Below are 18473 nucleotides of genomic sequence, written 5' to 3'. Positions count from 1 at the left end.
CACTATCTCCGGTTTAGCGGAAAGAGGTAATTGCTAAAATTGTAATTCCTAGTATTTTCCAGTGCCAGGCATTCTTGCCGGGTATGTGCATGGCTCGACATATTGTATTTTATATCAGGTTTTAAAAATAAAAACTCACTCACAATTCGTATGTAATTGCATTAATATTTACCGGTTTTAATCTTTACTGAGATAATAATTAATTACTTAAAAAAACAAAAATATTATGATTATTGACCAGGAATTTTTGAAATCAGCAGGGGCGGAAATAAAATATTATGATACAGACGAAACTATTTTTTATGAAGATAATTTGCCTCTTTACTATTATCAGATAGTGGAAGGAGAGGTAAAACTCAATAACTATAGCAGCGAAGGAAAAGAGTTTATACAAAACATACTTTCTGCGGGGCAAAGTATAGGAGAATCTCTGTTGTTCGGGGATAAACGCTATCCTATGAATGCGGTTTCCGTAACGCCCTCCACAGTTCTCAGAATGAATAAAAGTGATTTTTTTGCCATGCTGGATGCTCATCCCTCGCTGTACCGGGATCTGTGTAAAGGTCTGTCGGACCGTCTTTATTATAAATACATCATGCTTCAGAAAAACTCATTGGAAAACCCTGAAGAACGTCTGAAAGGAGTCATGAGTTATTTAAAAAGTTTCCACAGCAGCTCAGATATCTTCTCTTTTGAAATACCGCTCACCCGCCAGCAGCTAGCCTGCCTTACCGGTCTTAGGGTGGAAACCGTGATCAGAACGATAAAAAGTATGGAAAAAGAAAATGTTTTAAAAATTAAAAACAGAAAAATATTATACTAATATCATCCATTATGATGCGGATCATAAACTGACCTGAAATTCAATTGTACATTTGATACATCATTTTTACTCATATTCTATTTACTCTTATAAAAAGAGCAATTTAAAAGCTTCATAGCTTCATATCATTCAATTTAAAAAATACCATTGCTGTTCTGATACTAGTTAAGAACAGCAGTACATCACCCAAATATTAATAATAAAAAATTTTAGTAATGAACACTAGAAATTCAAACAACCGCAGATCAGGAAACAATTCTTCCAACGAAGAAAACTCCACTCTTGAAGAAGTTTACCAATTAGGTTATGACCATGGTTATAGCGATGCATCAGAGGATGAAGATTATGATGATGATTTCTCCGATTATGAGGATTATTTCGATGATTATGATAATGAATATGATGACGATGATGAGTACGATGACGACGAAGATTATGATGATGACGAAGACTACGATGATGATGAAGATTATGATGACGAAGATTATGACGACGACGATGATGATGATAACAGAGGCCGTGGCTCAAGAGGAGGCGGCAGAGGCGGTTCCAGAGGCGGTAATCAGAATAGAGACAGCCAGGGAAGGTTTACTTCTGGTGGTAGAGGAAATTCTGGAGGCGGTTCCCGTGGTGGCTCACGTTCCGGTTCGGGATCAGGCTCCGGTTCTGGTTCCAGGTCAGGAGGAAGAGGAAGGTCATCCTCTGGAAGCAGTACTTCAAGAAGAGGTTTTGCTTCCATGAGTAAAGCCGAACGTACAAGAATTGCCCGTATGGGAGGTGAAGCTTCTCACGGCGGCGGAAGATCTTCAGGTTCAGGCAGATCAGGATCAAATAGCGGTAGCAGCTCAAGAAGTTCAAACTCAAGATCCGGCGGCAATAGCGGTTCAGGTTCAGGAAGAGGGCGTGGCTCAAATTCTGGATCAGGAAACGGCCGAGGTTCAAACTCAAATTCAAATTCTGGCTCAGGAAGCGGAAGAGGTTCTAGCTCAGGAAGCGGTACTTCAAGAAGAGGCTTTGCTTCAATGAGTAAAGCTGAACGTACAAGAATTGCCCGTATGGGAGGCCAGGCTTCTCATGGAGGCGGAAGGTCTTCCGGTTCCGGCAGATCAGGCTTTGGAGGCAGACGTAATAATTCATAATTTTTAATGATTGCCTCTTTAATTTATTACTGAGGCAATCTTTTCATTCCATACTAAACACCACATTGCATTATGGCAACTAAAACAACAGAAAATACCACTCCTGGAACTTCTCAGACAGGAACTACAGGAAAAAAACTAGCAGTGGATAATGCCACTGTAGATAAAAGTGATATGAAAAACTCCTCTCTTCATCAGTTTTTCGTAAGTGCCCTCAAGGATATTTATTTTGCAGAAAATGCAATTATCGAGGCATTAACAAAAATGGAAGAGGCAGCAACGACTGAAGAACTTAAAGAAGCTTTTGAAGATCACCAGCTGCAGACCAAAAAACATGTAAGCCGGTTGGAAAAAGTCTTTAAATTAATCGATGAAAAGCCTGAGAAAAAGAATGTGAAGCCATCAAAGGCATCATAAAAGAAGGCGAAGAAATCATCAAATCTACCCAGGAAGGCTCCATGACCCGTGATGCTGCTTTAATTATTGCGGCACAGAAAGTAGAACACTACGAAATTGCAACATACGGAGGTCTGGCACAGCTTGCTATCACCATGGGGCATGATAAAGTAGCCGACTTACTTGAAAAAACACTTCAGGAAGAAGAAGATACCGACTATAATCTTACCGAGATTGCAGAAACTTTCATCAATTTTGATGCTGAACAGGAAGATTGATTCTCCATATAGTACCCCGGGCTGCATAGAAAATGTTCTATGTGGCCTATTTTAATCAGGAGATGGTCAGGGTTGTCATTGTTATTCTGTAAACCTGAATGAACCTGGAGTATGTTTATTCTTCAATACCACCAAATCACACTTAAATATAAAATTATGAAAGCTGCAGTTTTTCACGCACCGGGTAAAATTACCTGCGATACAGTAGATGACCCTGTTATTCAGGATCAGAACGATATTATTTTAAAAGTGACTTCCACAGCGATCTGCGGAAGCGACCTGCATATGTATTCCGGAGGACTGCCACAGCTCCGGCCTATGGTTATGGGACATGAATTCATGGGAATCGTAGAAGAAACAGGAAAAAATATTACCCACCTGAAGGTAGGAGACAGAGTAGTGGTTCCTTTTCCGATCGCCTGCGGAGGCTGTTACTTTTGCCAGCACGACCTTCCCGTGGCCTGTGAGAACAGTAATCCTGATCATTATGGTCCCGAAGGAGGAATTCTCACGGAAAAAGGAGGTGCATTATTCGGATACACTGATCTGTATGGAGGCTATAACGGCGGACAGGCACAATATGTAAGAGTACCCTATGCTAATTTTGGCCCCAGAAAAGTAGCGGAAGGGTTAACGGATGAGCAGGTTTTATTTCTTACGGACATTTTCCCGACCGGATATACCGGTGTCATGTGGGGAGAACTGAAAGGAGGTGAAACGGTGGCTATTTTCGGAGCAGGCCCTGTAGGTTCAATGTCAGCCAAAAGTGCCATCCTGCATAATGCTAAAAAGGTAATTGTGATTGATACCCTGCAATACAGACTTGACCAGATCAAGAACCTTACCGGATGCGAAACCATTCTATGGGAAGATGCAAAAAGTACCGTAGAGCAGATCAGGGATATGACCGAAGGAAGAGGGGCCGATCTGTGCATTGATGCAGTAGGTTTTGAACCCGAAAGAGACCTTCTGGACAGGGCAAAAGCAGTGATAAACTTTGAAAAAGGTTCAATAAAAGTCCTGGAAGCCTGTATGAGTGCTGTAAGAAGAGGCGGAACAGTTTCTATTCTTGGGGTTTATCCCGTTAACTATGACAATTTTAAATTAGGACAGATCTTCGATAAAGGAATTACCCTGAAGGCCGGCCAGGCTCCCGTACATCCTATCATAGATAAGTTGATGAAATATGTGGAAAACGGCGAAGTAAAACTCGATGATATTATCACCCACCGTCTTGCATTGGATGAAGTCGCAAAAGGATATGAGATTTTCGATAAAAAAGAAGACGGATGTGTAAAAGTAGTATTAGATCCCTGGAAAATCTAAATAAATATAATCAACAGATAATTTAAATACCCATGAATCGTAAAAATCAATATGCCCTGATTACAGGAGCTACCAGCGGAATAGGATATGAACTGGCCAAATTATTCGCAATAAATGGGTATGACCTTGTTATTGTTGCCAGAAATCATGAAAAGTTGCAGGCCATAGCAGATGAATTCAAGCAGTATGGCGTTCATGTCATATTTATTTCCAAAAACCTTTTCCTTGAAGAAGAGGCCTATTCTCTCTATGCGGAGCTGAAATTAAACGGAATAAGTCCTGCCATCCTGGTCAATAATGCAGGCCAGGGTGCTTACGGGAAATTCTGTGATACGGATATTCATAAAGAAATTGATATCATTAAACTGAATATCATTTCCGTACTTATATTAACAAAGTTATTCCTAAAAGACAGGCTGCCGCAGGAATCAGGGAAAATTTTAAACCTTGCATCCACGGCAGGTAAAGTTCCCGGACCTTGGCATTCCGTATATCATGGAACAAAATCTTTCATTCTATCCTGGTCTGAAGCTATCCGGGAAGAATTAAAAGATACCGGAATTACCGTTACTGCCCTTTTACCGGGACCTACAGACACCGATTTCTTTAATAAAGCTGAAATGAACGACAGTAAAATAGTGGAAGATAAAAACCGTCTGGCTTCCTCCCGGGAAGTGGCGCTGGATGGCTACAATGCCCTTATGAACGGGGATGATAAGGTGATTTCAGGATTAAAAAATAAACTGACTGTAGCCATGTCCAACCTGTCGACGGATAGTATGGCAGCCCATAGAATGGCAGAAATGCAAAAACCGGCCAGCGAAAAATAACAGACCTATAGAGAAATTAAAGCCGGTAAACGGTTACTGTATCTTAGATTGATCAGTGATAAATAATACAACAAAAAAACAGAGCATTATGAAAGCAACCCTTTTATTAACAGTATTCCTGCTTAGTTTTACTGCATGCGGTCCGTGTGATTTGGACGAAGACGAGCCTAAAAAAGAAGCTGAAAACAAAATTGCAAGTGACACCTTAAAAGTGAAATAATTATGAACCGGGATGGAGCCAGAAAAAGTATATGGCAGGAAGAGATCAAAACGTTTTCTTCTGATGCCGGTTTCGAGCAGTTGTTTGATGTAGCCGTTGTTGGCGGTGGAATTACCGGTATTTCCACAGCAGTAAGGCTGCAGAAAGAAGGTAAAAAATGCATCATTCTTGAAGCTTCAAACATTGGTTTCGGAACCACAGGAGGTACTACTGCGCATTTGAATGATTTTTTCGATACAACCTATGCACAGGCCATTAAAGATTTTGGATTAAACAATGCCAAACTCCTTAAATATGTAGGAATAGAAGCCAAAAACATTATTAAAAACAATATCAGAGAGCACAATATCGACTGTGATTTTGAAAGAAAAACAGCCTATATTTTTGCATTGGATGAGAGCCAGGCAAATCAGCTTGATGAGATGGTAAAAGCATCCGCTCAGGTTGGGCATCAGATGATCCTTACCCAGGATATCCCTTTTCCCATACCCTTTAAAAAAGCAGCTGTAGTTCCGGATCAGGGACAGTTTCATCCTATAAAGTATATCAAGGCCCTGGTGCAGGTTTTTATTGATCTGGGAGGAGTGCTGGTAGAACAATGCCTTTGTGAAAGCCATGATGAACAGGAAGATCAGGTGGTTTTAAAAACAATAAAAGGTGAAATTAAAGCTGCACAGGTGATCTATGCAACCCATATTCCTCCCGGCGTTAATATCCTCCATTTTATGAATGCTCCCTATCGCAGCTATGCCATTGCTTTTACTGTAAAAGGAGATCATTTTCCAAAAGATCTGGGATACGACCTTGTTGATCCCTATCATTATTACAGAACACAGGAAATCAATGGGGAAGTTCTGCTTATTGCCGGTGGGGAAGATCACAAAACAGGCCATGCAGAAGATACCGGAGAATGTTTTTCAAAACTTGAAAATTATGTCCGGGAATATTTTGATGTGGAAACCGCGGTGTACAGCTGGTCCAGCCAGTATTATGAACCGGTTGACGGACTTCCTTACATTGGTGTTCTGCCAGGTAGCAATGGCCGGATTTACACCGCTACAGGATTCCGGGGCAACGGGATGATCTTCGGAACCATTACCTCGCAGATCCTGGGGGATTTAATTTTAACAGGTTCCAGCAAATATAAAGAGCTTTTTGATCCGGGAAGAATAAAGCCGATGGCCGGATTCACAACTTTCGTTAAAGAACAGACCAGTGTAGCCTTTGATTTTATAAAAGATAAATTATTTGTTGAAAAGATCAGTTCTTTGGCTGAACTGACGGATGGAGAAGCAAAAGTTGTGAAATATGAAGGCGGTTCGTATGCTATCTATAAAGAAACCGGTGGTAAAGCACATATTCTAAAAAGTGTGTGTCCGCATGCCCAGTGTGAAGTCCGTTGGAACAGTGCTGAAATAAGCTGGGACTGCCCGTGCCATGGTTCACGGTTTAATGTCAACGGAAAAATGCTGACCGGACCTACGGTAAAAGATCTGCAGAGGATTGAAACTGATCCTTCAGCACAATGATAATACCGTATTCAGTTTAAAATAGGAGAGGATTTATTGATAATAGATCGTAAAAACTCTGCATTAAACCGGAGTCACAAAATTATTCCTTGCTGGTATTCCGTTTCGGATAAAGGATAAGACGTATGGAAGGGTTGTTGGTAATGAATAATCTGAACCAGTCTAATGCCAGTCTTATTTTACTTCTGAACCCAACCAGAGGAATAATGTGGATGAACAACCAGGTAAGCCATGCTGTAAAGCCTTTAAAAGAAAACTTAGGCAAATCCACTACCGCATTGTACTTGGAAATAATAGCCATGCTTCCTTTATCATTATAACTGAACGGAACCAGAACTTTTTCATCTTCTATGCGTTTGAAATTTTCCGCCAGGTTTTTGGCCTGCTGGATCGCGACCTGTGCCAGTTGCGGATGTCCCTTGGGAAAGTTTTTATCCGTAAGCTGCAGGCATATATCTCCCACGGCATATATATTTTTTGTTCCTTCCACTTTATTATAAGCGTCTACCAAAATACGTCTGCCTTTTCCGATGCTTTCCTCGGGAAGGCCGGGAACCTCCCTGCCAATGACCCCTGACGTCCAGATCAGCGTTTCCGTTGCTATGGAACTTCCGTCCGAAAGGATTACTTTACTGTCTACATAATCTTTTACAGAAACATTCAGAAGGATTTTAACGCCTAAATTCTTTAAAGTTTCATAAGCCGTTTTCTGGGCCGTTTCACTCATAGGCCCCAGCAAAGTAGGCATAGCATCAATTAAATACAGGTTGGAAAAACTTAGCTTGATTTCCGGATATTCTTTTTTTGCAATATAATTTCCCATTTCAGCAAGCATTCCGGCGAGTTCTACCCCGGTGGGACCGCCTCCGGCAATCACAATATTCTGTAATTTTTCCGCCTGGGTCACATCTTTGTTGCGGGCAGCCTCTTCAAGATTCAGCAGCATGTGATTTCTCAGATAAAGGGCTTCTTCAATGCTTTTCATGGGTAATGAACACCTTTGCACATTTTCCATCCCGAAGAAATTGGATTCTGTTCCCAAGGCAAGCACCAGATAGTCGTAATTTAAGCTTCCTGTGTCTGTTTCGATCGTTTTGCTTTCCGGGATCACCCTGAGAAGGCTTCCCATATGAAAGTTCACATTTTTATAGTTGGAAAACAGTCTCCTGAACGGATAACTGATGTTAGAGGCCTGGATAAAAGAAGTAGCCACCTGATAAATAAGAGGCGGGAAAAAATGATAGTTGTTTTTATCTACCAATGTAATGCGAAACCTTTTGTCGTTTTTTAAAGTTTTGATCAGATTAATACCGGCAAAACCTCCTCCGACAATTACAATGTGCTTTTTCATATAAATTGGTGTTGGGTGACCCTTCATATTATTCAATAATAAGACCAAAAAAGCCTTTTTTATTCATAATTTTTAATATTATGTAAATTAGAATTGAGTTTTTGGTTAGATAAATTGATAGTTGCTGTAATCGTTCATTGAATGAAGATTCCGGCCGGGATTTAAGAGGTGAGTTGAGTAGTAGTGACCGTATGACGTCAATATATTAAGATTGATAAAACTATCCTTGAACTCTTGATATAAAATAAAAAAGCCTGCATATAGCAGGCTTTACAATACATTGGAAAATCAGATAAAGATATTTAATTTCCCGGATAGAAGATAAAGAAATGATATTTTGTGTTTAAATGAAAGCTGAGGGGTTGCTTCATTTAAAATATGAATACCGGTATTTACGTGTTTTTAGAATCAATGAAAAATAACCTGAACTGATTTACCAATAATCATTCTACAGTCCTAATTTCTTATTGATTGCTTTTATTTGGGATTTCAGCTCATTGTTTTCCCTTTTCAGTTCCTCAATTAAATTTTGCTGTTCCTGCATGGCTTTCGTTAATACAGGAATAAGTGATGGATAATCTACTCCCCAGGCCTTTTTACTGTCATCGGCCGGCTTATTAACCGCTTCCGGAACAATTTTATAAAGATCCTGTGCCATGAAGCCTATTTTGTGCTTTGTTTTCAAAGTGGGATCTATTAAAGGCTTTCCGTCTTTAATTTCGTTATTATCAGAAATTTCATATTCTTTGGGCTCCAGTGCCATTATTGTTTTGAGGCCATATCCAATTTCTTTGACCTGAGTTTTCAGACGCATATCTGAAGTGGAATTAAAACTTGCCGAATAGACATTTCCGAGACCGTCAATCGTCGTTACTGTAGCTCCATTATAACTGTATTTGAATCCCTGAGCACCCAGGTAGATTTGGGTACTGCTCCCATTAAGCGTATTGTATCCGCTTAAATCAAGGTGCCCTTGTGTGGCAGATACTTTATTTCCACCACCACTTGCATCTTCAGTCCTGTTCATAGATATGTCGCCATTGACATCTACATTAAGAAAATTCGTTCCGCCATGATAATATTGAAGACCTGATGTTCCCACAATTAGCCGGCTGGATGCATTATTGCCGCTTAAAGTAAGAGCTCCGCTGTTTGCGTTTATAACATTCCCGGTAGCGCCCCACATTTCCATATTTCCATTACCGTCAAATTGAATTCTTTTGGTGCTGTTAAAAAATATTCGCCACCACCTGCTGTGCTTAGTCTAAACTGTGCTGTATTATTGTTTCCCGCTACTGTGAAAGGGCCTCCTACATTATTTATTGTTGCAGCATTGGCACCTCCGTCTGTAGTTTTTGCGGAAGAATTGAGAAACATATTTAAAGAGCTGCCAACATTATTGGTAAACTGCAAAAGTGCTGCAGCATTGGTTCCGGCATTGCTGTTGCTGATTGCTGTAAGCCCGAAACCATCTACATTACTTCTGAAATACAATGCTTTATCTCCGTAATCAATGGCCGTATTTTGTAAAAGTGTGCCTCCTAATTTCACATCATTACCTGCTGCATTCAGCCCATTGCTTGCTGTTACCCCTGTTGAAGAACTGTTTCCCGATACTTCCCAAGTGGCAGCAGCACCTGTGAGGCCTGTACTGATTAGCTGCAGGCTCTGGTTGGGTGGCACTGTGATATTCGTATTTCCATTAATGGTTTCTGAAGCGAAAGGATTTACTGTAATATTGAAAGCCGTATTGTTTTTAATAGTGTACATGCGACCTTTGAAGTTGCCTTCGCCCGATATGGCTGCCGGTAAAGTAAAAGTGGCATTTGCTGTTCCGCTATACGAGAGATAAAAATCTGCTGAGGTCATAACGTAGTTGGCAGAAGTGACGGTGTTGTATTTCGCAGCCAGAGAGCCGTTAATATCCAATGTTGATCCGGGTTTATCGGTGTTGACCCCGACGTTTTGTGCAGAAGCAATGCTGTAAGAAAGCAGCGCAACGATCACTGATAACGCAGTAAAGTTTTTAAGCATTTTGATTTATTTTAGTTAATGAATTCTGTGTACTTTCAGTCTGAAAAATAAAAATTGAAAAAACTGGTATCTGTGTCTTTAGTTGTTATGGCGGGTTGAGAAATAGTCATCAGGCAAATCTCTCGAAAGTCTTGAGTCAGGCTCGTATAAATGGTAACAGGTAATTGGTCTCAATGGCAACCTGCGCTGTTGATAAACTAAAAAAAGAAGAAAAAGAATAATAAAAGTTTTTCATGGCAGTAGTTTTAACATTACAAAACTACATTTCTACAAAGCTTTGGGAAAAAAATCATGTAGAAAAAATTACAAGTGTTTGTAGAAAAAATTACCATTTCAATACAGCCTGAAAAAGGAGCTGTCTTTGGATTATTTTATTCGCTCCCCATAAAAATGGTATAAAAAAGGAGACAGCTATCTGATACTGTCTCCTTAAGTACTTTGACAGGAGTATTTTCGAACTCTCTGACGGTTTATCTTAGTGTGATTTTATAAATGTTTTTATTGATTGATTCACCTTTTTTATTGGAATGTTGTTAACGAAGATTATCCTGAAAATTCATCAAGCATGTCTAAACTTGGAACAAAGAATAATGTTCCCGTCTGTGCAGTACTGAAATCAAGGATGCGGTCGTAATTTCCCGGCGGGTTGCCGATGAACATATTGGTCAGCATTTTTTCAACCGTGCTGAATGTGCTCGCATAGCAGATAAAATAAGTCCCCATTTCATTGGTTGTTACATTTCCGAAAGGCATATTGTCACGAACAACCTTAAAATCATCACCAATATTAGCTAATGCGATGTGTGAGTTTTTGGGTTTTACATCATCATCCATTTCAATATCATGGTCTTTGGATCTGCCGATTACTTTTTCCTGTTCTTCTACGGAAAGCGATTTCCAGGCATCAAGGTTGTGGATGTATTTCTGTACAAAAAGATAGCTGGCTCCTTCATACTGCGGATCAGAATCATCTATGATAGCAAAATGATCGCGGTCTTTGCCATGCGGATTTTCAGTGCCGTCAACAAAACCTAAAATAGACCGGCTGTCCCAATAACGGAATCCCTGCACCTCAACGACACAATCTGCTATTTCCTTCATATATCCCGAAATTGTAGAAGACATATCATAAGCAAGGCTTTTTTCATCAGCCCGGATATGAAAATGCAGATCACCTTTTGTGCTTACTGCCGTATGTTTGCTGCCTTTTATTTCCTGGAATTTTTTAATTCTTTAGGCAGCGGTTGAGGCAACTGAAGTTGCTGCCATGCTTCGTAGCCGATTCCCATCACACAGCTTGCTTTGGAATCCGGAAAACGGTCAAGTGCCGAATTATTCAGATTAATGACCAAAGCACAGACTCTTTGGAAAACCGATTTTATTTTATCAGGATCAACATTGTCTTTAAAATTCCATACTAAAAAATAGGTGTTATTATTCGGATAGTCTGTAACATTCTGTGCATTGTAATCAGTAGAAGAAGTAGTATTCATTGAAATGGATATATCGTTTTAATGAATCAAATTTAATAAATGCTGTTGGGATAACATGGATGGTTTTATAAAATAAACAATTCAGAATATTTTTCTCACAAATTACGGTAGAAACTTTTTATGATACCTTCGTTTGACGCCCTAAAAATGAGTATTATTGTAAGAAAATTAATTCTGCAAAATATATGGGGCATTGGGAAATCTTTTTCTTTTTTTAATCATCGCTTTCATTTATTCTTCTGTGGGATTTGGTGGTGGATCCAGCTACCTTGCAGTTCTGGCAATGTACAGTCTGCCTTATCAGGAAATACGGTTAACAGCACTTATCTGTAATGTGATTGTAGTAGTGGGAGGAGTAATTATTTACATCAGAAATAAGCAGATTGACTGGAAGAAAATACTGCCGCTTACCATCGTAAGTGTCCCTATGGCATACCTGGGAGCTGTTTTGAAAATAAGCCAGGAAACTTTTTTCCTGATATTGGGTGTCACCTTAATCATTGCTGCACTGTTGCTGTGGATAAAGACAGAAGCAAAAAATGGAGAAGATCTTCAGGAATACAGCGAAACATCTCTTTTAAAAAACAGCTTTTTAGGAGGAGGAATCGGATTTTTATCAGGATTGGTAGGCATTGGTGGCGGAATTTTTCTTTCTCCATTGTTAAACCTCATGAAATGGGATACTCCGCGGAAAATTGCAGCGGCGTCAAGTGTTTTCATATTGGTCAATTCAATATCAGGAATCTTAGGCCAGTTATCCAAACTGTCTGCAGATATGGATTATTTCAGAATCCTGAGTTTGTGTTTTGCTGTATTCATTGGCGGACAGATCGGTTCCAGAATGTCCCTGAAATGGAATCCTCTGGTCATCAAAAGAATGACAGCTGTTCTGGTTCTGGTAGCCGGAATAAACGTTTTAATAAAATATTGGTAATAAGCTGCATATAAAAATGATACTTAAAATATTGGCATTCGGAATAACGAAAGATATTTTCGGAACTTCAGAAAAAGAAATAGAAATACATGAAGGGGCAAGCGTCAAAGCACTCAAGGAACTTCTGGAAAAAGACTTTCCGGAGCTGAAAAGATTAAAATCCTATTTTATTGCCGTTGACGATGAATATGCAGAGGATGATCAGATCATAACAGTGTCTAACGAAATAGCAATAATCCCTCCGGTAAGCGGTGGATAACAGATATGGTTGATGTAAAAATAACAGAACAAATACTGAATCTTACGGATTGTTTTGCCCTTGCTTCCGATCCTGCATGCGGAGGAATGGCATCATTTGTAGGAACAGTACGAAATCATACCAAAGGTAAGACTGTTACCCGTTTGGAATATGAATGCTATGAATCTATGGCCGTGAAGGAAATACAGAAAATAGCAGATCAAGCCATTTCCTTATTTTCAGTGAAGAATATTGTCGTTCATCACCGCACGGGAGTCTTGTTTCCAGGTGATGCTGCCGTGATTATTGTGGTGAGTGACGGGCACAGAAATACGGTTTTCGATGCCTGCAGCTTTATGATTGAAAATATAAAAAAGACCGTTCCTATCTGGAAAAAAGAAATTTTTGAAGATGGTGAAGAATGGGTTTCGGCACACCCGTGATTTAGGAATAAAATTTTGTACCTTTAAGCTAGTCATTATATCATGAAAGCAAATCTGTTGTCAAATAAATCTGTAAAGCAGATAGAAATCATCAAAGTCAGGGAAAGCAGTGGTTTCCCTTATACAGATGATATCTCTGTAGAAGAACCTTTAGAGATCAGGGTTTCGTACAGTGCTGAGGGTAAAAAAGAGTCTAAAAACATTTCTGTAACGATGCGGACTCCCGGAAATGATGCAGAACTTGCTGCAGGTTTTTTATTCACAGAAGGAATTATTTCCGGCCGTGAACAGATTAAAAGCATATATTCTCCACAGGCAGAATGTTCCAGGAACAGCGAAAATGTTGTCATTGTTGAGCTTACAGAAGGTTTTGTTCCTGAACTTATGAAGGCAGACCGGAATTTTTATACCACTTCCAGCTGCGGTGTATGCGGAAAAGGCTCTATAGAATCTATAAGAACAGTAAGTGTTTTCCATAACCATACAAAAGAAAATACAGGAGTTTCTCTGGAGACTTTGTATCAGCTGTCGGAAAAACTGCAGTCTTTCCAGAATAATTTCAGTGCTACAGGCGGTATACATGCTTCCGGTATCTTTGATCTGGAAGGAAACCTTCTGGCATTGCGCGAAGATGTAGGAAGACATAATGCTTTGGACAAACTCATTGGGTATGCACTATCTGCCGGTTTGCTTCCTCTGAACAATAAAATTTTGCTCCTGAGCGGAAGAGCCAGCTTCGAGCTTATTCAGAAAGCGGCAATGGCAGGAATTTCCATTGTGGCGGCAATAGGCGCACCCTCAAGCCTTGCAGTGGATCTTGCAAAAGAATTTGATATTACTTTACTGGGCTTTCTCCGGGACAACCGGTTTAATATTTACCATTCCGGCAGCCATTTTAACATTGAAAATCTATTATGAAAATAAGAATTAAAGATAACGCAGTCAGATTTCGTCTTACCCAATCCGAAGTGGCAAAACTGGGGGAAGACGGTATCATTTCAAGCTTTACGGAATTTGTAGACCGTCCGTTTATTTACGCGATTGAAAGAACAGAAGATGCAGAGCTTTCAGCAGCTTTCATCGAAAACAGAATAGTTCTGAAAATGCCTGCAGCAATGATAAATGAGTGGATTACCACAGACAGGGTAGGCTTTGAAGGGCAGACCGGAAAAATCAAACTCTTAATAGAAAAAGACTTTGTATGCATTGATAATACATTGGAAGATCAAAGCGACAATTATCCCAACCCGAACCTGAAATGCTAATTTTTTCATTTTTTAAAGGTAGAAATCATGGAAAACAAAGATGTATTCAATAAAAAGAAGAAGACAGCAGATTGCCTTCTGCAGAACCGCCTTATAAACTGCTGGATCTGAAGCTGAAACCGCCGAAAGCCTGGGCTGCAGGTGTTCCTGCGGTGATTCATTCATTGGATCAGTTGGTGCTTAATGCCTCCGTTCTTCGCGGAGGAAGAGCCCTTTTCAGTATGAATCAGTTTGATGGGTTCGATTGTCCGAGCTGTGCATGGCCAGACCCGGATGACGAACGTTCCAAGCTAGGCGAATATTGTGAAAACGGTGCAAAAGCCCTGGCAGAAGAAGCTACCTCGAAAAAGATCGGAGCAGAGTTTTTCAGAGAAAATTCGGTGTATGATTTAGCAAAGCTGACAGATTTTGAAATCAGCCAGTTGGGAAGAATTGCAGAACCCATGTATTTGCCGAAGGGAGAAACACATTATCAGCCGATAAGCTGGGATGATGCCTTTAAAAAAATTGCGGAAAAACTAAATGCATTAGATTCGCCTGATGAAGCTATTTTTTATACATCAGGAAGAACAAGTAATGAAGCAACATGGGTCTACCAGTTATTTGCCCGTGAATTTGGGACCAATAATTTCCCGGACTGTTCCAATATGTGCCACGAGACTTCCGGTTATGCACTTTCCAGAAGCATCGGAATCGGGAAAGGAACAGTAAAGCTTGAAGACTTTTACGATACAGACCTTATCATCATCATAGGACAGAACCCCGGAACCAATTCTCCGAGAATGCTTTCAGCACTAACTAAGGGAAAGAAAAACGGCGCAAAAATTATGGCTGTAAACCCACTTCCTGAAGCTGGATTAAAAGGTTTCAGAAATCCTCAGGAAGTCCGTGCCTTGCTCAATAAACCTTATGAATTGTCAGATCTGTATCTCCCTGTAAAAATTAATGGAGATATGGCGCTTTTAAAAGCACTGCAAATTCTCGTGCTGGAAGAGGAAGACAAAAACCCGGGAAAAGTTCTTGACCATGATTTTATTACGAATAAAACTGCCGGCTTCAATGAATTGGTTGAAGAACTAAAACGATACGACCTGAATTTCTTATCAGAAGAATGCGGCATTCCGGTTGAGAATCTAAGAGAAGCTGCACAGATGATTGCCTCCAGAAAAAGGATTATCATTTGTTGGGGAATGGGAATCACGCAGCAGCACAATGGGGTGGAAATGATTTACAACATTGTAAACCTTCTGTTGATGAAAGGAAGCATAGGAATCCCGGGTGGGGGAGCATGTCCTGTTCGGGGTCATAGCAATGTGCAGGGGAACAGAACATTACTTATCAATCATCATCCAACGACTGAGCAATTGGACAGACTGGAGGAATATTACGGCTTTAAAGTACCAAGAAAAGGAGGCTATGATGTTGTCAATGCGCTTAAAGCAATGCATGAAGGTAAAGTAAAATTCATGTTCTGTATGGGAGGTAATTTCCTTTCAGCAGCGCCGGATACGACCTTTACAGCAGAAGCGATGCGAAAATTAGAAATGTCAGTAATTGTTTCTGTAAAATTAAACAGAGGTCACCTTATTCATGGAAAAGAAGCTTTGATCCTGCCGGTAATTTCCAGAAGTGAAAAAGATATGGTAAACGGTGAACTTCAACACGTAAGTACGGAAAATTCAATGGGGGTTGTGGAATGGTCAAGAGGAGTTCTTGATCCTATTTCAAAACATCTGATCAATGAAACCCATGTGGCCTGCAGAATGGCAAAAGCGGTTTTAGGAGAACGTTCTGTAGTGGATTGGGACAAATTTATCAACAGTTATGATGCTGTTCGTAACGATATTGAACAATGCATTCCAGGATTTGAAAATTATAACGAAAGGGTAGTGCAGAAAGGTGGCTTCTATCTTCCGAACGGTCCAAGAGACGGGATATTCAACAGTGAATTTTACCCTGGAAAAGCAGCTTTCAACATAACTGCCGTACCGGATAATTCGCTTGCCGAGGACGAATATTTAATGGGAACTACCAGAACACATGACCAGTTCAATACGGTTGTTTATGGTTTGAATGACCGTTACCGTGGCATTTTCAATGAGAGAAGAGTGGTTATGATGAACGAAAAAGATATTGAAAAAGCGGGTCTCAAAGAAGGAGATCATGTAGACCTTTTCAACTATGATGATGGAATCGAAAGGATAGCCCCGCTTTTCATTGTCGTAAAATATCCTATTCCTCAGAAAAGTACCATGACCTATTTCCCGGAAACCAACGTTCTGGTATCCATCAATAATGTGGTAAACGGTGCCAATATGCCGGCTTCAAAATATGTCCGCATCAAAATCCGCAAACATGATCCTGATATTTTTAAAAAGATTGATGATCATGTCATTGCAGCAGCCGGAACAAGTCTAGAACAACCATAAAATAATTAATACTTAAACAAATTATTATTCAGTAATGATCATCAGAAAAAAGGAACACTGGTTCAGAATGCTTTTTGTGTGGCATGGCTCTGTTTTGCCCGCCTTGCTTCCCCGTTTGGGATTGCTTTTAATTCTTTCTTTACTGGTGACCTATTTTCATGGAATTATTCTCTCGTTTAAAATTCCTTTAAATCCTGCGCCGCTCACGCTGTTCGGTTTTGTACTGGCTTTATTCCTCGGATTCAGAAACAATGCCAGCTACGATAGATTCTGGGAAGGACGAAAACTATGGGGCGCTCTGCTGAACACTTCCAGAGCACTGACCCGCCAGGCAGTCACGCTGAAAAATATAAAAGATGATCAGGCTTCAGTTCACAATTTTGTACAGCTGCTTGGTGCCTTTGTTTTTGCGTTGAAACATCAGCTTAGAGGAACAGATGCCTATGAAGATTTAAAATCCAGACTTAATGAAGATCAGCTGAAAATTGTCGCTGCATCCAAGTATAAACCGGCTGTAATGATGCGCCTGCTTGCAGAATGGGTGCAGAATTTAAAAGATGAAGGTTCCCTGGATTCTATCCAGCAGGCCCGCTTTGATGAAAATTTTGATAAACTGTCTGATATTCTTGGAGGCTGTGAAAGAATCATTTCAACTCCCATCCCTTATAGTTATAGGGTTTTATTGCACCGGACGGTATACATTTATTGCTTTCTGTTACCTTTCGGACTGGTAGATTCGCTCGGATGGTTTACACCACTTATTGTGGTATTTGTAGCCTATACATTTGTAGCATTTGAAGCAATAGCTGATGAAATTGAGGAACCGTTTGGAACAGATGCAAATGACTTAGCTCTGAACAGCATGTGTGTGATGATTGATGAAACCATTCATGAAATGGTGGGAGAACATATTGCTGTTTCTCAGAAAAAGGGTCAGAATATTATTGATTGATATCTTCTAAAAAAATACCTGTATGGAAATTTTAGAAAAGCATCTGGTTTATACGGTGGGACATTCCGTTCGTTCATGGGAATACTTTATTGAAATGCTTAATTCGTTTAAGATTGAAATGGTAGTGGACATCCGCAGGTTTCCGGGGTCCAAAAAATATCCATGGTTCAGTAAAGAAAATATGAAAATCAGGCTTCCCGAAAATAATATAGAGTACATCCACCTTGAAGAACTGGGAGGAAGACGGAAAGTACAACCGGATTCAATAAATAACCGGTGGCGGAATGAATCTTTTCGTGGATATGCCGATTATATGCAGACAACAGACTTTATAAAAGCAGCTGAAAAACTGGAAAATACAGCCAGGAAGAAAATAACGGTTTTCGTGTGTTCTGAAGCGGTATGGTGGAGCTGCCACAGAGCTTTGGTCTCAGATTATCTTAAAGCAAAAGGCTGGAAAGTAGAGCATATTATGGATGTAAATAAAACAGAAGAGCATCCTTACACTTCACCGGCAAGAGTACGCGATGGGAATGTTTTTTATTCTGACGAAAGTTTATTTGATTAAAATCTCAAAAATGATGAAAACAAAATTCAAAATAGGAGATAAAGTAAGCTGGAACTCTGAAGCAGGAAGAGTATCAGGAACCATTATTAAAATTCATACACAAGATTTTGATTATAAGGGCTATACTCATCACGCTAATGAAAACAACCCGCAGTATGAAATCAAAAGTGATAAATCCGATCATATTGCGGCTCATAAAGAATCTGCGCTTACCAGGATATAACC

At 39.9% G+C, this 18473-nt stretch carries 18 protein-coding genes and 2 pseudogenes; 16 read left to right on the top strand and 4 right to left on the bottom strand.

Features of this window, described 5'->3' with window-relative positions:
- Positions 1 to 226: 226 nt before the first annotated feature.
- The 7 genes and pseudogenes from N4G44_RS21045 to N4G44_RS21015 all read left to right on the top strand — a co-directional run bounded on the left by N4G44_RS21045 (position 227) and on the right by N4G44_RS21015 (position 6541).
- Positions 227 to 823, top strand: a complete 597-nt coding sequence (locus tag N4G44_RS21045; RefSeq protein WP_474929763.1) for a Crp/Fnr family transcriptional regulator — start codon at positions 227 to 229, stop codon at positions 821 to 823.
- A gap of 215 nt (positions 824 to 1038) precedes the next feature.
- A complete protein-coding gene (locus N4G44_RS21040; protein WP_474929762.1) occupies positions 1039 to 1962 on the top strand; it encodes a hypothetical protein in 924 nt (307 codons plus the stop codon).
- A gap of 72 nt (positions 1963 to 2034) precedes the next feature.
- Positions 2035 to 2636, top strand: a pseudogene (locus tag N4G44_RS21035) (YciE/YciF ferroxidase family protein).
- A 156-nt stretch (positions 2637 to 2792) separates the two neighbouring features.
- Positions 2793 to 3962 carry a zinc-dependent alcohol dehydrogenase gene (locus tag N4G44_RS21030; protein WP_474929759.1) on the top strand — a complete coding sequence of 390 codons (1170 nt, stop codon included), beginning with the start codon at positions 2793 to 2795 and terminating at the stop codon, positions 3960 to 3962.
- A gap of 32 nt (positions 3963 to 3994) precedes the next feature.
- A complete protein-coding gene (locus N4G44_RS21025) occupies positions 3995 to 4792 on the top strand; it encodes an SDR family NAD(P)-dependent oxidoreductase (protein ID WP_474929758.1) in 798 nt (265 codons plus the stop codon).
- A gap of 88 nt (positions 4793 to 4880) precedes the next feature.
- The gene (locus N4G44_RS21020) at positions 4881 to 5012 is read left to right on the top strand and encodes a hypothetical protein (RefSeq protein ID WP_474929755.1); all 132 of its coding nucleotides are present in this window, start codon (positions 4881 to 4883) and stop codon (positions 5010 to 5012) included.
- Positions 5013 to 5014: 2 nt separating this feature from the next.
- The gene (locus tag N4G44_RS21015) at positions 5015 to 6541 is read left to right on the top strand and encodes an FAD-dependent oxidoreductase (RefSeq protein WP_474929752.1); all 1527 of its coding nucleotides are present in this window, start codon (positions 5015 to 5017) and stop codon (positions 6539 to 6541) included.
- An 82-nt stretch (positions 6542 to 6623) separates the two neighbouring features.
- On the opposite strand, the gene N4G44_RS21010 is transcribed toward N4G44_RS21015, so the two are convergent.
- From N4G44_RS21010 to N4G44_RS20995, 4 genes and pseudogenes are all read right to left on the bottom strand, one after another.
- Positions 6624 to 7892 (bottom strand): NAD(P)/FAD-dependent oxidoreductase, encoded by a 1269-nt coding sequence (locus N4G44_RS21010; RefSeq protein ID WP_474929750.1) that lies wholly within the window; start codon positions 7890 to 7892, stop codon positions 6624 to 6626.
- Positions 7893 to 8340: 448 nt separating this feature from the next.
- Positions 8341 to 9084, bottom strand: a complete 744-nt coding sequence (locus N4G44_RS21005; protein ID WP_474929747.1) for a tail fiber domain-containing protein — start codon at positions 9082 to 9084, stop codon at positions 8341 to 8343.
- The gene (locus N4G44_RS21000) at positions 9051 to 9926 is read right to left on the bottom strand and encodes a hypothetical protein (RefSeq protein WP_474929744.1); all 876 of its coding nucleotides are present in this window, start codon (positions 9924 to 9926) and stop codon (positions 9051 to 9053) included. Before N4G44_RS21000 ends, N4G44_RS21005 begins: the two co-directional genes overlap by 34 nt.
- A gap of 543 nt (positions 9927 to 10469) precedes the next feature.
- Positions 10470 to 11419, bottom strand: a pseudogene (locus N4G44_RS20995) (Dyp-type peroxidase).
- Positions 11420 to 11612: 193 nt separating this feature from the next.
- On the opposite strand from N4G44_RS20995, the gene N4G44_RS20990 reads away from it, so the two are divergent.
- The 9 genes from N4G44_RS20990 to N4G44_RS20950 all read left to right on the top strand — a co-directional run bounded on the left by N4G44_RS20990 (position 11613) and on the right by N4G44_RS20950 (position 18471).
- Positions 11613 to 12353: a sulfite exporter TauE/SafE family protein gene (locus N4G44_RS20990; RefSeq protein WP_474929742.1), complete on the top strand. Its 741-nt coding sequence runs from the start codon at positions 11613 to 11615 to the stop codon at positions 12351 to 12353.
- A gap of 16 nt (positions 12354 to 12369) precedes the next feature.
- On the top strand, positions 12370 to 12612 hold the full coding sequence (locus N4G44_RS20985; protein WP_343661535.1) for a MoaD/ThiS family protein: 243 nt from the start codon (positions 12370 to 12372) through the stop codon (positions 12610 to 12612).
- 5 nt (positions 12613 to 12617) lie between these two features.
- Positions 12618 to 13034, top strand: coding sequence for a molybdenum cofactor biosynthesis protein MoaE (locus N4G44_RS20980; protein WP_474929740.1), 417 nt, complete (start codon positions 12618 to 12620; stop codon positions 13032 to 13034).
- A gap of 57 nt (positions 13035 to 13091) precedes the next feature.
- Entirely contained in the window at positions 13092 to 13952 is an 861-nt protein-coding gene (gene fdhD / locus N4G44_RS20975; RefSeq protein WP_474929738.1) for a formate dehydrogenase accessory sulfurtransferase FdhD, read from the top strand.
- Positions 13949 to 14299: a DUF7009 family protein gene (locus tag N4G44_RS20970; protein WP_474929736.1), complete on the top strand. Its 351-nt coding sequence runs from the start codon at positions 13949 to 13951 to the stop codon at positions 14297 to 14299. Before fdhD ends, N4G44_RS20970 begins: the two co-directional genes overlap by 4 nt.
- A 71-nt stretch (positions 14300 to 14370) precedes the next feature.
- The gene (locus N4G44_RS20965) at positions 14371 to 16728 is read left to right on the top strand and encodes an FdhF/YdeP family oxidoreductase (RefSeq protein ID WP_474929734.1); all 2358 of its coding nucleotides are present in this window, start codon (positions 14371 to 14373) and stop codon (positions 16726 to 16728) included.
- A 34-nt stretch (positions 16729 to 16762) separates the two neighbouring features.
- Positions 16763 to 17680 carry a bestrophin family protein gene (locus tag N4G44_RS20960; protein WP_474929731.1) on the top strand — a complete coding sequence of 306 codons (918 nt, stop codon included), beginning with the start codon at positions 16763 to 16765 and terminating at the stop codon, positions 17678 to 17680.
- Between the two features lie 22 nt (positions 17681 to 17702).
- Complete coding sequence (locus N4G44_RS20955) at positions 17703 to 18248, top strand: DUF488 domain-containing protein (RefSeq protein WP_474929728.1); 546 nt, start codon at positions 17703 to 17705, stop codon at positions 18246 to 18248.
- A gap of 10 nt (positions 18249 to 18258) precedes the next feature.
- Positions 18259 to 18471, top strand: a complete 213-nt coding sequence (locus N4G44_RS20950; protein ID WP_474929726.1) for a hypervirulence associated TUDOR domain-containing protein — start codon at positions 18259 to 18261, stop codon at positions 18469 to 18471.
- Positions 18472 to 18473: the final 2 nt, after the last annotated feature.

The sequence above is a fragment of the Chryseobacterium sp. GTID13 genome (assembly GCF_056172655.1).
Note: the sequence above shows the minus strand (reverse complement) of the source record. Positions and strands in the feature narration are given on the sequence as shown.

Bases quoted from the DNA above. Each gene is read 5' to 3' on its own strand.
- N4G44_RS21045 (WP_474929763.1), top strand. From the start codon at position 227: ATGATTATTGACCAGGAATTTTTGAAATCAGCAGGGGCGGAAATAAAA.
- N4G44_RS21040 (WP_474929762.1), top strand. From the start codon at position 1,039: ATGAACACTAGAAATTCAAACAACCGCAGATCAGGAAACAATTCTTCC.
- N4G44_RS21030 (WP_474929759.1), top strand. From the start codon at position 2,793: ATGAAAGCTGCAGTTTTTCACGCACCGGGTAAAATTACCTGCGATACA.
- N4G44_RS21025 (WP_474929758.1), top strand. From the start codon at position 3,995: ATGAATCGTAAAAATCAATATGCCCTGATTACAGGAGCTACCAGCGGA.
- N4G44_RS21020 (WP_474929755.1), top strand. From the start codon at position 4,881: ATGAAAGCAACCCTTTTATTAACAGTATTCCTGCTTAGTTTTACTGCA.
- N4G44_RS21015 (WP_474929752.1), top strand. From the start codon at position 5,015: ATGAACCGGGATGGAGCCAGAAAAAGTATATGGCAGGAAGAGATCAAA.
- N4G44_RS21010 (WP_474929750.1), bottom strand. From the start codon at position 7,892: ATGAAAAAGCACATTGTAATTGTCGGAGGAGGTTTTGCCGGTATTAAT.
- N4G44_RS21005 (WP_474929747.1), bottom strand. From the start codon at position 9,084: ATGGAAATGTGGGGCGCTACCGGGAATGTTATAAACGCAAACAGCGGA.
- N4G44_RS21000 (WP_474929744.1), bottom strand. From the start codon at position 9,926: ATGCTTAAAAACTTTACTGCGTTATCAGTGATCGTTGCGCTGCTTTCT.
- N4G44_RS20985 (WP_343661535.1), top strand. From the start codon at position 12,370: ATGATACTTAAAATATTGGCATTCGGAATAACGAAAGATATTTTCGGA.
- N4G44_RS20980 (WP_474929740.1), top strand. From the start codon at position 12,618: ATGGTTGATGTAAAAATAACAGAACAAATACTGAATCTTACGGATTGT.
- N4G44_RS20970 (WP_474929736.1), top strand. From the start codon at position 13,949: ATGAAAATAAGAATTAAAGATAACGCAGTCAGATTTCGTCTTACCCAA.
- N4G44_RS20960 (WP_474929731.1), top strand. From the start codon at position 16,763: ATGATCATCAGAAAAAAGGAACACTGGTTCAGAATGCTTTTTGTGTGG.
- N4G44_RS20955 (WP_474929728.1), top strand. From the start codon at position 17,703: ATGGAAATTTTAGAAAAGCATCTGGTTTATACGGTGGGACATTCCGTT.
- N4G44_RS20950 (WP_474929726.1), top strand. From the start codon at position 18,259: ATGATGAAAACAAAATTCAAAATAGGAGATAAAGTAAGCTGGAACTCT.